The sequence below is a fragment of the Aquirhabdus parva genome (assembly GCF_003351745.1).
Classification (GTDB): domain Bacteria; phylum Pseudomonadota; class Gammaproteobacteria; order Pseudomonadales; family Moraxellaceae; genus Aquirhabdus; species Aquirhabdus parva.
In genome coordinates this window covers 3,160,506-3,173,689 of sequence record NZ_CP031222.1, presented here as the reverse complement: position 1 = coordinate 3,173,689, position 13,184 = coordinate 3,160,506, and the positions used below count along the sequence as shown (strand labels likewise).

At 48.6% G+C, this 13,184-nt stretch carries 8 protein-coding genes and 2 pseudogenes; 4 read left to right on the top strand and 6 right to left on the bottom strand.

Going from position 1 to position 13,184, the window contains the following annotated elements; genetic code table 11:
* Nucleotides 1–3 precede the first annotated feature (3 nt).
* Both HYN46_RS14395 and HYN46_RS17620 read left to right on the top strand, forming a co-directional pair.
* Nucleotides 4–2,265: a fatty acid desaturase gene (locus HYN46_RS14395; protein WP_228254822.1), complete on the top strand. Its 2,262-nt coding sequence runs from the start codon at nt 4–6 to the stop codon at nt 2,263–2,265.
* 71 nt (nt 2,266–2,336) lie between these two features.
* Nucleotides 2,337–2,441: pseudogene (locus tag HYN46_RS17620) on the top strand (hypothetical protein); the annotation flags it as partial.
* A 55-nt stretch (nt 2,442–2,496) separates the two neighbouring features.
* On the opposite strand, the gene HYN46_RS14390 reads toward HYN46_RS17620, so the two are convergent.
* The 6 genes from HYN46_RS14390 to HYN46_RS14365 form a co-directional block, all read right to left on the bottom strand.
* Nucleotides 2,497–3,093, bottom strand: coding sequence for a YceI family protein (locus HYN46_RS14390; protein ID WP_162818230.1), 597 nt, complete (start codon nt 3,091–3,093; stop codon nt 2,497–2,499).
* A 163-nt stretch (nt 3,094–3,256) separates the two neighbouring features.
* Nucleotides 3,257–3,826 (bottom strand): hypothetical protein, encoded by a 570-nt coding sequence (locus HYN46_RS14385; protein WP_114900029.1) that lies wholly within the window; start codon nt 3,824–3,826, stop codon nt 3,257–3,259.
* The gene (locus HYN46_RS14380) at nt 3,820–5,139 is read right to left on the bottom strand and encodes a hypothetical protein (protein ID WP_162818229.1); all 1,320 of its coding nucleotides are present in this window, start codon (nt 5,137–5,139) and stop codon (nt 3,820–3,822) included. Before HYN46_RS14380 ends, HYN46_RS14385 begins: the two co-directional genes overlap by 7 nt.
* Nucleotides 5,140–5,180: 41 nt before the next feature.
* Nucleotides 5,181–8,249 (bottom strand): efflux RND transporter permease subunit, encoded by a 3,069-nt coding sequence (locus HYN46_RS14375; protein WP_114900027.1) that lies wholly within the window; start codon nt 8,247–8,249, stop codon nt 5,181–5,183.
* On the bottom strand, nt 8,246–9,352 hold the full coding sequence (locus HYN46_RS14370; protein ID WP_114900026.1) for an efflux RND transporter periplasmic adaptor subunit: 1,107 nt from the start codon (nt 9,350–9,352) through the stop codon (nt 8,246–8,248). Before HYN46_RS14370 ends, HYN46_RS14375 begins: the two co-directional genes overlap by 4 nt.
* Nucleotides 9,353–9,439: 87 nt before the next feature.
* Nucleotides 9,440–10,057, bottom strand: a complete 618-nt coding sequence (locus HYN46_RS14365; protein ID WP_114900025.1) for a TetR/AcrR family transcriptional regulator — start codon at nt 10,055–10,057, stop codon at nt 9,440–9,442.
* A gap of 99 nt (nt 10,058–10,156) precedes the next feature.
* Between HYN46_RS14365 and HYN46_RS14360 the strand changes: the two genes are divergently transcribed.
* Nucleotides 10,157–11,593, top strand: a complete 1,437-nt coding sequence (locus HYN46_RS14360) for an efflux transporter outer membrane subunit (RefSeq protein WP_114900024.1) — start codon at nt 10,157–10,159, stop codon at nt 11,591–11,593.
* Nucleotides 11,594–11,748: 155 nt separating this feature from the next.
* Nucleotides 11,749–13,105, top strand: a pseudogene (locus HYN46_RS14355) (transporter).
* Nucleotides 13,106–13,184: the final 79 nt, after the last annotated feature.

Here is a 13,184-nt window from a genome sequence, read left to right as displayed (position 1 = left end):
ACTATGAACACATTGAATACTGAAATCATGAATGCGGTTCCAATCAATGCAATGTTCGTTGATCGCAGTGGGCTGGTTGATGATCTACATGATCTCTATGCGCGCACCAAAGCCAAAATTGGCGATGAGGATATTCGTCATATTGAAAAAATAGATGCTTATTCAAAAGCGATTAAGGCGAGAAGTTTAGAGCTGTTGCAAAACGGAGAGTCAAAAAATGCATTTAAACATGGCGTGATTTTATACATGTTGCACAGCTTGCTCGAGTTTTCAGAGTTGGGGCACAACATTATGCACGGTGGCTACAACCACCTCGCCAATGCGGGTCAATATCATTCAGACAAATTTGAATGGAACTTTTTGATTGATCCTGAAGAATGGAAAACGATGCATCATCAAAACCATCATCCATTTACCAACATTGTAGGAAAGGACCATGATATCGGCTATTCCTTTATGCGTTTTTTCGCATCGCAATCTTGGTATGGACATCATGCGATACAACCAGCGTTTTTTGCGTTAGCGACATTCAGTAGTCTGCCCTTTACGATCTTTACGGCTACGTCTGCTGCACGCACCCAAGGGCGTAAAGTATTGAGTAAGGCAACTTTTACTAAAAGTATTGCACTGGTTAAAAAACATGCTTTAAAAAATTACATCAAAGAACCCTTAGCTGCTAAACCAAGCCGCTTACTCCACACTCTGTTTGGCAATTACCTTGGGGCAACATTGGGTTCGGATTTTGTTGCGTTCATTTTAGCATTGGAACACCATGCCCCAAATGTAAAGCTGTTCGCCGACACGGGAGATCATGAGACCGAAGAACAATATTTCATTCGCCAAATTTATGGAACGACTAACTTCACGCCGAGTCACCGGCTGAATGCATACTTTAAAAATATTCTAGATCAAGAGGTGTCATTTGCTAATCCACCTGATTTTGAGGTGTTTTACGGTGGGTTAACCACACACCTTGAACACCATTTATTTCCTGACCTACCGTGTAATCGTCAGCGTGAAATTGTGGGAGAAGTCAAAGCTATATTGGCGAAGTATGATCTCCCCTACAATACGATTGCATTTGAAGATTCTACAAAGCATATCATCAAGTCGATGTTTGAGTGGATGCCACCGATTGGCGACAGAGAAGTGGCTGATCCAATCAGTTTACTCCGTAAACCCAAAGAGCTGTTTCAGCGACTGAAAAATGGTTTTCAGTTTAAAACACCAGATATCTACACTTACTTCAAAGCTCCCAGATTTTATAATGTCCCTGCAAAAGTAGTGAGCACTCGTATTGAGGCGAATGGACAAGCCCTTTCAATCCACCTGCAAAAACCAGAGGGATGGGAAGAGGTTATCTGGGAAGCTGGTGCGTATCTTTCGGTGAGGTTTACGATTGATAACGTGGATTATGTCCGCCAATACAGCTTAACCTCTGATGCCAACTACTCACAAACGATGAACATTACCGTCAAGCGCGTTGATCATGGTCTGATCTCGAACCATATCAATGATCACGTCAAGGCAGGCGATATCGTTACCCTCATTGGACTGCCACAAAATGACAGTGGCTTTGTGGCTAATGACTCTGCGTTAGCGCCTGTCTATATTGCTGGTGGTGTTGGTATTACACCGATTATTAGCTTGATCGAAAAGCATGTTCATGAGAATCCGAATAAACCAGCAACCTTGCTCTATTTTAACCGCAACCCTCAATCCGTCATTTTTGAACCTGAATTGAAGAAATTGGCGAAACGTTCACAACTCAAAATATATTTCATTTGTGATCAACACACGGATGCATCAGTCGATATGATCGAAGGCCGACTTAGTTCTGATTTGCTAGAGGGGTTACTCGGGGATGTCGCTGCTTATAATTATTTTGTTTGTTCACCGCCGATCGTCATTCAATTAGCCAAGCAATATCTCACACAATTAGGTGTTCCTGCCGAACAGTTCCACCATGAAAGCTTTACGACCCCTGAAATCAAACGTGCTGTATCGGATGGGATGCAGTACACGATTATGCTGAGCAAAAGTAATCGACAAATTGTCATCGACAGTACGATTACTTTGTTAGAAGCCACTGAAAAAGCAGGATTGTCATTACCGTCAGGCTGTAAACGCGGTTTATGTAAAGCCTGTGTTTGTACGAAAACCAGTGGGCAAACACTGATGAATGATAAAATCAGCAGTCAAGAAAATAGCTCGATTACGTTGTGCAATAGCTTTGCAAAATCAGACATCGTCTTGGATATTTAAGCCCATTCAGATGACGACTTCCCTGATAAATTGATAGGACAGGAATGTATTTTATGACAATGAACATTACTCAACCCATTAAGACTGGGTTTCGCACAATTGATCAATTAGGCATTATGGAAATCATTTGGTATGCGGCACAGTTCAAAGCAATTGGTTCAGGGTCGAAAAAAAATTACTCGACGTAGAGCAAGTTAAGATATTTTTATGATTTGTTATAAGGTATTGGGCTTAGGGCTTCACCGTTAGTTTGGCGATGACTGTGGGATCTACATTACTCGAAACCATTGCACTATCCACTTGGACTTCTATGTTTTTATTGACGAAAGATCCATAGCTACTCATGCCCCATTGGTTACGATTGAGTAAAAAAGACGTACTGATTTTGATCGTCATCGTGTGTGTATTCGGATCAACCCATGGCGTGGATAAATTGACCTTAAACGCAAGAGGCTTGGTGATTCCAACCATGGTTAACTCACCTTGCACCATAGAGTGTGCAGGATCCACTTGAGTGATTTGGGTGGTTTTAAATGTCATTTCTGGATATTTTTCAACATTAAAAAATGAACTGCCCTTGAGCATGCCATCAGTCATGCTTGAACCTGTACTGGCACTATCTGCCTGTATCATAAACGTCAGTTCCAAATGAGCGGGATCAAACACATCCCCTTTAATCGCACCTGAAAATCGACTAAAGCTCCCTTCAGTCTGTATCAGCCCGCGGGTCTTAAAGTGAAAATGGGTTTGACTGGGGTCAATCTGCCAATCGGCAGCCAGCGCCGCTTGGGCAACACTGAATGCCAAAAATACACTGGCTGCTAACATTCTGTACTTTCTTTGATTCCGAATAGTCGTTTGCATGAGATGCATCCTCGTTATCGTTGTGTTTTTAAGACAAGTTCAATTTACATCTGACAATTGAAAAAATAGCCACCATCGAAATCATGCTCAATTTGCAAACGTTCTAATTTGATGGGTTAAACAAGATTTAATCCAAAACCAAAAACTTCTCAGTGGTATACGATTTTATAAACACCGATTTATGAATGGGGCAGATCAGCGCCTGTTGATTCACAATCCCATAGATTAAATAAGCATAGCTGCTGGACGCTGTGATCAGCGCCACAAAGTTCTTTTGCTGGTCTTGGGTGATGAGGATCTGATGACTCAAGGTCAGCACTTCCTCGGAGCGTTCGGTTTTACGGGCATCGACCTGAAAGCCTAACTGAGTAAAGACACGCTTGATATCCAGCATGCTGATCGGCCGAATACCCAGAGTCTCGTGGCTAAGCAAAGTACTAATCTTTTCGGCATCGACGGGGATGTTATATCTCACAGTGATTGCCGCCGCCATAATAAAGGCGATGCTTGCTGTATTGGAGTCCTGCGGATTGCGTTCGATCCGCGACAGCATCGTATGGATGTATGCGGGGTAGTTGGATTCTGGTGCCGCACAGCGCTCAAGCATCGAGCCTTGTGCGATCGGCATCATGCCAAGCAATGTAAAAAGGGCGATAAGTCCTTGGCGATAGGCCAGCGCGGAATGCTGTTTTAACAAAACTTGAGACTCCCATAGCAGTTTTGCACGGGAATCTGGCGGGTATTGACCGACGCCACAGGAATATTGCCCAGCACCAGACCCAGTCCCGCCGTCACAATGTCCACGTTGGCTTGGGAGGTGGTAATAAAGCCATTGGCGGGATCACCGATGTTGGCTTGCGGGGCAGATAACCACCAGCCTTTTTGCGCCATCAGTTGATCAGTGGTAATTGCGTTGCCGTTGGAGTTATAGCCTCTGGTCGCCACATTGCCATTGGCATCCAAACTTTGGGCTGTGGTGGGAAACGTTGATATCCCCAATGTGCCGACCTGCGGCCACAGAATGGCTTGGTTATTTAGTGAGAGTAGTAATCCTGAGTTTTTATTGCTGGAGACATTCAGGTTATGCATATCGATCAGGTTGATAGGACTATAGGTTGCACTGGCGGAAGCTATACTGATATTGATAAATGGCAAGAGCACGCTGAGTTGGGGCACAACCAACGTTATTTTCCCTAAGTCCACGCCCGTCATTCGACTGCCCGAAACGTATTGATAGTACGCGCCGGTTTGAACGTTATTAGCGGACTCTTGAGTCATCAGCGTACTGGGTAAGCTGGGCTGAGTGGGTGTCGCCTTGACATAGGCATTCCCTGTTGCGAGCGGGATACCCAATAAGGTAATCGCCAGTGGATTACGCAAATCTTGAACCAAGGCTTGAAATGACCCGCTTAATACATTGATCCCCGTTTCTCCTCCTGGACTACCGCCGACTGTGCCGGGTACATTGGGGGTGGGATTTTCACCGATAGATAGTGAGGCCTGTGCGCTCTGCGCCCCCAAGGCAATTCCGACCACTTGACGGTTGGCCAGTGAGGTTGGGTTCTTGATCGCAATTTGCAGGAAGGGGTTGCCCAGTGCGGCATCGGAGTCGGCATAAGTACCACTGGGCCCCGGTGTGGTGCCACTTAAACGGACGTGACTCAAATCAATATCACAGCCCGGACCATTGACGCCGCCGCAGCCGAGCTGGAGGTGTTCAATATTGGCATTGAGCGAAACGGTACCGTTGATCCCAAGGGTATAGAAACCGAGCCCACTGGCATTACCTGCTGCGGAAGGGTCGATATAGCTGGTATAGATCGGGGCTTGCCCTGTCACATCAGCAAGGTGCTGATCATCTAGTCCTGTGAGTTCTGCATGGCTGATCTGCCGAATTGATAGCAGAAGGAGTGCACCCATGAGAGTGGTGATTCGGCTCATGGGTTTTATTTTTAGGGTGGTCTTCATCGCCTGTCTACGCCGATGAATAACCACATTAGGACTCAACATAACAATTCCTTTCGCTACGGGTAAATTGAGATGAAATTGCATTAACGGTCCGATTGGATGGGCTTGATCTTGAACCAGATTGAATACATCGCAGGCAAGAACACGAGGGTTAGAATCGTGCCTGCAAACGTGCCGCCGATGAGCGTGTAGGCAAGCGTGCCCCAGAACACCGAATGGGTCAGAGGGATGAAGGCCAAGATCGCAGCGAGTGCAGTCAACACTACCGGTCTGGCACGCTGCACAGTTGCCTCGACAACCGCATGAAAGGGGTCCAATCCCGCCTCTTTGTTATGGTGAATCTGTCCGATTAAGATCAGGGTGTTGCGCATCAGGATGCCTGACAATGCAATCAGACCAACCAATGCATTAATGCCGAAGGGCTGCTGGAACAAAATCAGAGTGGGTACCACCCCGATCAGTCCAAGTGGGCTCGTCAGAAAGACCATAACCATCGCTGAGATCGAGCGCACCTGAAAGATGATGATGAGCAGTGTTACCGCCAGCATGATTGGAAACAGTGGCAACATGGCTTTCGTCGCTTTGGCTGATTCTTCGATAGATCCAGCCTCTTCGATGCGGTAGCCGCCCGGTAGCTTATCCATAATAGGCTTTAGCTGTTGAGTGATTGCGCTGGATACATCTGGTGGTTGCAAGCCATCGGCGATGTCACCCCGAACAGTGATCGTTGGTACCCGGTCACGTCGGCGTATGATCGGTTCTTCCATACGCACATCAACCGTGCCTACCTGTGATAACGGGATGCGTTGTCCGCTGGCACTGGTCAGCGTAAAGTCTGCGATCTTGGTTGGGTCGAGCCGGATATCACCTGCAGACCGGGCTATGACTTGCACCGTGCGAATGTCTTCGCGCACGGTAGTCAGTGGCACACCGCTCAGCAAGAACTGTAGTTGTTGCGCCACCGCGCTTGAAGATAACCCTAAGGCTTGTAGTCGATCCTGCTGTAAAGTGAAGTGCAACGTAGGCGTACGCGTACCCCAATCATTGTTAACTGTACGCATCATTGGACTGGCGTCCATGACCTGTTGTACTTCAGCCGCAATTTTGCGTAGCTTGTCTGGATCTGGCCCGGAGACACGGTAGGCAACAGGAAACGGTGAATAGGGACCAAATACGAGTTGGGTGACACGTATACGTGCCTCAGGGGCGAGGCCATCGGCGATCACCTTTCGCAAGCGGTTTTTCAACACATCACGCTCGTCTTGGTTGTCTGTGCGAACCACAATCTTTGCAAACGATGGATCGGGCAGTTCTGGCCCCATAGCCATGTAGAAGCGCGGCGCACCTTGACCAACATAGGCTGTGACAATCTTTGCTTCTTTCTGTTTAGCCAGCCATGCCTCCACCTTTGCTGAGGTGGCACTGGTCTGAGCGATTGATGTGCCATAAGGCATCTGCACTTCGACCAGCACTTCGGGACGGTCGGAGATCGGGAAGAATTGTTTCTTGACGACGGCCATGCCGAGTACAGCAACAATGAAAAGGCCGACGACTGCACCTGCGACTAACCACTTGCGTGCAATCACGCGCTTCAGTACTTCGCGAAAGCGGTTATAGCGTGGCGTATCGTAGAGGGCGTCATGACCGCCTTCGACCTTTTTTAGATCAGGCAGTAGTTTGAAACCCAGATAAGGTGTAAATACTACTGCGACAACCCATGACGTGATCAGTGCGATGCCGACAATCCAGAACATGTTGCTCGTGTATTCGCCAGCAGTGGAACGAGCGAAGCCATTGGGCATAAAACCGATAGCCGTGACCAACGTGCCCGAGAGCATTGGTGCCGCAGTATGGCTCCAAGCATACGCTGAAGCGGCTATACGGCTGTAACCCTCTTCCATCTTTACCACCATCATTTCGATGGCGATGATGGCATCATCTACAAGCAGGCCCAGCCCCAGAATGAGAGAACCCAACGTGATGCGGTCGAAATTTTTACCGGTTGCGGCCATTACCACAAAGACTGCCGCAAGGGTGAGCGGTACAGCTGCAGCGACCACGATGCCAACACGCCACCCCATGCTTACAAAGCACACCACCATGACCACTAGCAGCGCGGCGAAGAACTTGACCATGAATTCATTGACTGACGAACTGATATTGACGGATTGGTCAGTGACCTTGGTTAGCCCCATACCTTGCGGCATTTCGGCGTTAATGGTTCCCACTTCTTTATCTAGGGCCTTGCCGAGGTCGAGCCCGTTCCAACCATCGCGCATGACGATGCCAAGCAGCAGGGCTGGTTCGCCGTCGTTGCGAATCATAAAGGTTGCTGGATCTTCATAGCCGCGCTTGACCGTGGCAATGTCTGATAATTTCAATGTGCGGCCTTGCGCCACGATCGGCGTATCGCGGATCTTTTGTAACTCATCAAAAGCCCCGTCAAGGCGAATGAACACCTCCGGTCCCTTGGTTTCCACAGAGCCAGCCGGTGTTAGGACATTCTGACTATTAAGTGCGGCAAATACTTCTTGTGGGCTGACCCCTAGCGTTGCGAGTCGGTCATGCGAGAATTCGACAAATACGCGCTCGGACTGCTCTCCAACAATATTAACTTTCTTCACACCAGGCACATGTAGCAGCCGCTGACGTAACGACTCTGCGTCGCGTACAAGCAAACGCTGTGGTTCCCCCTTAGCCTTTAGGGCAAATAGGGCAAAGGTGACGTCTGCATATTCGTCATTGACCATCGGCCCAATAACGCCCGAAGGAAGATTATTGACTTCATCACTGACCTTCTTTCTGGCTTGATAAAATTCTCCCTGCACTTCTGCAGGTGGTGTGCTATCGAGCAAAGTCAACGTGGTGAAAGCCAAACCAGGTCTAGTGTAGGTCTCGGTACGGTCATACCAGCGCAATTCCTGCATGCGCTTTTCGATTTTTTCGGCAACTTGGTCTTGCATTTCCTGAGCGGTAGCACCTGGCCAAGCCGTGATGATGGTCATCACTTTGACCGTGAATGCTGGATCTTCCGCCCGCCCAAGTTTGAAGAAGGAAATAAGACCAGCCAACGAGATCAAGAAGATTAAAAATAAAGTGATAGAGCGTTCGCGTACGGCAAGTGCAGACAGATTAAAACGTCCTTCTTTCATTGTCCCACCCCCGATGCTACAGCGGCTTGGCTCGCCACCCGCACTTGCTCACCTTCGCGCAATAAGTGCGTACCGAGTGAGACAACGAGATCGCTTTGTTTGAGTGGTCCAGTGATATAAGCGCTATCATCATCCAAACGTTGAACCTTGACTGCATGCCAAGAAACCTTTGCTGGACTGCCTTCGACTATCCAGACTCCTGGCCCCTTGCCCGCGTCAAATAGAGAACCAATAGGGACGCGCAAAGCGTCCGTTTTTGCAGTATTTGCATCAGGAATCTGAATGGTAACGGTAGCTCCCAGTGGGGCGTTGGATAGCTCTCCATTAAGCACATAACGGGCTTCAAAGGTGCGCGTTTGTCGATCTGCGGCATCCGAAAGCTGTCTGAGTTTGGTCGAAACGGTAATACCTTCTTTGCCAAAGAGAGTGGCTTGACCAAATGAACCAATGGGAGGGCGTAAGGTTTCAGGCAATTGGATGATGGCTTCGCGGTTCCCAGCATGGGCTATACGAACTACGACCTGACCCGCACTGACAACTTGACCGGGTTCCGCAAGCGTTTCCATGATGATGCCATCGGTATCTGCCACCAACGTTGCATAGTGACTGGCATTGCGAGCAACTTCTGCCTGAGCTTCGGCCGCGCTGAGTTGAGCTTTGGCTGCATCTGCCGCAGCTTTGATCTGGTCGTAGGCTGAAGTTGATATTGCACCTGTTCCGCGCAGATCCCGGTAGCGAGCCTCATCCTCTGCTGTTTGCTTTGCTCGTGCTCGCGCGGCGGTGACTGCTTCTTGCTGAGCATTGGCTGTCAGTTTGAGATCTACAGGGTCGATGCGCATAAGCGGTTGCCCACGCTTAACGGCTTGCCCTGTATCCACCAGTCGCTCCAAAACCTTCCCAGAAACCCGAAAACCGAGATCGCTTTGTACTCGAGCGGCGACGATTCCGGTGAACGTGCGTGACGTAGCAACTGCTTCCTGAATGGTCGTTGTACGTACCAACGGCGCTTCGGTACGGGGATCGGATGGCGTTTTTTGGCCACAAGAGACCAACGCAAGAGGCAATGCAGATAGGGCAGCAGAGAAAACGAGACGGCGGAGCATAGAAATCCCATGTCAAACTTTATAGGATTTCCATTTTGATACTAGTGACCAATGTTGTCAATAGTCACTTCAATATTGAATCTTCTTTTATGGCGATAGGCTGCGGAGCACGAGACTTGAAAGTTGGGTTGGAGCGTCATCCATGGAGTCAAAATTGTGCTGCAAGAGCAGTGGATTAAGGTAGGGGCGCATGACCAAATATATCGCCATCACGGTCTCATCGAGCGGCGTCTTGCGCTCAAAATCTTCTTTCTCACGTCCCTGACGCAGGATATCCAGCAGTATTGCCTTGATGCGACCCTCATAGGCTCTTGCCGTTTCCCAGTTCTCGGTGGCTGCTGAGGCGGCTATGTCATAGAGCTTTCGATCTTCAAAGAACAAACGAAGACTGGACTCGACACCTGTTTTAAACATTCGGCGCAGTTTTTCTGGTGGGTGATCAGCACCCTCAATGGCTTTTGTGACATCCATTTCAATCTCACGCAGGCAATTGGCGCAAATGAGTTCACCAATGGCCTGTTTGGACTCGAAGAACTTGTAGATATAGGCTTTGGAAAAGCCGATGGCCTTGGCAAGGTCAGAGACGGTGGTCTTCTCGTAGCCGTACAAGCGAAAGTGCTCGGTAGCGGCAACAATGATTTGATCTCGGACATCGTGATCGACTGGGCCGCGGGCTGAACCCGGTGAAATGGTTACTTTGTTCATGTCTTACAGCTTACCTTTTTTATTTCATTTGCACAACGAGTGACTAATTTGTAATATAGTTACTCAGTATTTTATCTTTTCACTTCGCGGAAGATGCCCATGCCTATCAAACGCACTCCTCTGATGCTTGTTGTAACCAGTCTTTTAGCAGGTTGCGCTATTGGGCCGGATTACATTCGACCTACCATTTCTATGCCAGATCATTACTTAGGTCAAACTGCAATTGAGCAAAGGCATGCCAAAGCGGCCACTGACTTCAGTGCGTGGTGGGAAGGCTTTGGTGATCCACAACTCACGCGTTTTGTCATGCTTGCACTGGAGCAAAATCTGGATCTCGCACAGGCATCTGCTCGCATCACTCAAGCGCAAGCAGGGCTCGGCGCAGCAAATGCCGCACTTCTACCTTCCGGCAACGTCAACGCTCAAAGTACTCGAGCCTACCAGTCCGTTGAAACACCGTTGGGACAAGTTTTGAATTCGCAGCCTAATTTCGATCGCTACGGCAACGCATATGAAGCCAACCTTGGTGTAGGTTGGGAACTGGACGTTTTCGGTGGTGTGCGTCGTGGACGGGAAGCTGCACTTGCAGAATATCAGGCTTCGGAAGCTGGTGCTATGGCGACAAGACTAGCGGTGGCGGCACAGACTGCTGACATTTACATCAGCATACGAGGACTACAATCTCGCCTTGACGTTGCTCGCAGACAAGTGCAGACGCAACAAGAACTGCTCTCAATTATGAATCTTCTTTATGGTAAGGGACTGGCAGCTGAACTTCAAGTGAGACAGGCTGAGGGTGCGCTAGCCCAAGTGCGCGCTTCTGTACCAGTCCTCGAAGCAGGGTTGGATACGAGCATGAATGCACTTGACGTTATGTTAGGTAAACCACCCGGTAAATACCGAAAAGAGTTAGTGAATGTCGTTGCAATTCCAATTGCTCCGCAGATTGCATTGACTGGCTCGCCGGGGGATTTGCTCAGACGTCGGCCTGATCTGATCGTAGCGGAACGTCACCTGGCTGCCTCGAACGCTCGTATCGGTATGGCGATCGCTGAGTATTATCCGAAACTCTCCTTGAGTGGATTGATTGGCAGCGCGACATCGGTATCAAGCGGCAACCTGTTCACAGGTGGTGCAAGTCAGGCTGCCGGTGTGTTGGGTCTTCGCTGGCGCTTATTTGATTTCGGTCGCATCAATGCACAGATCAATTTAGCCAAGGGTCAGGAAGCTGAAGCGCTAGCCAGTTATCGGCTTGCCATGCTACGTGCAACAGAAGACGTAGAAAACGCGTTTTCGGCCTTGGTAAAACGCGAGGATCAGACCGATATCCTCACTCAGGGGGTGGATTCGCTCAGTCGAGCCAGAGGAGCCTCGTTTGTGGCATACCAGAAAGGCGTCGTAAGTTTTAGCGAAGTTTTACAAGCAGATGAGAACTTATTACGTGCGACTGATATGCGAGCGCAAGCGCAAACCGAATCTGCACGTGCGGCTGTCGCCGCATTCAAAGCGCTCGGTGGTGGTTGGACAACCCTGTAACGCTATACGGCCAGCAAGCAAATCGTTTGAAATTAGCTGGCTTGTACCCTCACTCATTAATAATGAGTGAGTAGACTCTCTGGTCAATAACAACGGTTCGCTACACTCTGTTATTTTTGACTTTATTTAAACATTCAATCAAGGATCGATCTCTCATGAGAATAAAGTCCCTCTCTGTTGCTATCGTTTTAGCGACCCTTCCTGCCACCAGTCTGTTTGCTGCTGCACTTGATCGCTCAGGCCAATCCATAAGTGTTTTTTTTTCAAAAAGGCAACTACGCTGAAGCTGGCCTTAGAGTGCTGGATCCGTCTGTGGAAGGTCGTGATACCAGTGGCAACGCCACAGGCGATATGGTCAATACTTACCGTTTTCCAGCGTTTGCACTGAAATTGCAACCGTTCGAACAGTTTTCTTTTGGATTGTTTTTTGATGAGCCATTTGGCGCTGATGCCAGTTACTCAGGCAACAGCAACTTTGTAGCCAAGCCAACGGATAAAGTGCTGGGCAGCTTGCCAATTACTATGAGTCAATTGGGTGCCCGTATTGATGGCGGTACACGTGTTACTGTACAGACTCGGGACTATACGGCACTTTTCGGTTATCAACCCACCGTAAACTTCAACATCTATGGTGGTGTGGTTTATCAGGAAGTAGAGGGGAAGATTGATTTAAGAGGCCCAGTTTACGGTTTATTCAATGGCTATGGCGCAAACATCAAGCGTAATAATGCCTATGGCTGGTTGGCCGGCGTTGCGTATGAAAAACCAGAAATCGCTTTGAAAGCGGCTATTACTTATCGCTCTGAAATCGAGCATGAAACGCAAATAGATGAAAATACGCCAGTGATTAGTGCGCTGCAAGCTGCCCCAATTGCACAGTTAGGCGGTATTCTGGCTTTGGTTCCAGCACAGCAACGTGCCGCAATTGCAGGTGCACTCAGTAAAGCAAGAGCGATCAACACTAATGCAAATGTCGATACCAAGATCACTACGCCACAGTCTGTGAATTTAGATTTTCAAACGGGCATCATGGCGGACACCGTGGCATTTGCCAACATCCGCTGGGTGAACTGGAAGAGCTTCTCGCTACGCCCTTATCAATTTGGTCAAGTGGCTGCCGCTGTATCGCCTCTGTTGGGTAAAGGTGGCTATACCGGTGGCTTTAACTTCATAGATTATGCTAAAGATCAATGGTCTACAGATGTCGGCATAGGTCGTAAGCTTAATGACCAATTTGCGGGTACTGTGTCTGTGGGTTGGGACAGTGGTACTGGCAACCCAAGCGCAATACTTGGTCCAACTGAAGGGTATTGGAACCTGGGCTTAGGTTTACGCTACACCCCTGTAAAAGATTGGGATGTATCACTTGGTGCAAAATACTACTGGGTGGGCGATGCCAAAGCTGAATCAGGTGCGCACTCTGTACCTGGCAACGAAGCTGCCAGCTATGCGGGTGACTTCAAAGACAGTCACGCGATTGCTTACGGCTTAAAAGTGGGTTATCACTTCTAAGACTGAATCTACGCGACTTATGAAATGGTATGTTTAAAAAACCACCCTCTACTCTAATATGGGTAATGCTAGTCAGTGC

Excerpts from the sequence above, each read along its gene's own strand:
- HYN46_RS14380 (WP_162818229.1), bottom strand. The coding sequence starts at position 5,139 with ATGTTGAGTCCTAATGTGGTTATTCATCGGCGTAGACAGGCGATGAAG.
- HYN46_RS14395 (WP_228254822.1), top strand. The coding sequence starts at position 4 with ATGAACACATTGAATACTGAAATCATGAATGCGGTTCCAATCAATGCA.
- HYN46_RS14370 (WP_114900026.1), bottom strand. The coding sequence starts at position 9,352 with ATGCTCCGCCGTCTCGTTTTCTCTGCTGCCCTATCTGCATTGCCTCTT.
- HYN46_RS14360 (WP_114900024.1), top strand. The coding sequence starts at position 10,157 with ATGCCTATCAAACGCACTCCTCTGATGCTTGTTGTAACCAGTCTTTTA.
- HYN46_RS14390 (WP_162818230.1), bottom strand. The coding sequence starts at position 3,093 with ATGTTAGCAGCCAGTGTATTTTTGGCATTCAGTGTTGCCCAAGCGGCG.
- HYN46_RS14365 (WP_114900025.1), bottom strand. The coding sequence starts at position 10,057 with ATGAACAAAGTAACCATTTCACCGGGTTCAGCCCGCGGCCCAGTCGAT.
- HYN46_RS14375 (WP_114900027.1), bottom strand. The coding sequence starts at position 8,249 with ATGAAAGAAGGACGTTTTAATCTGTCTGCACTTGCCGTACGCGAACGC.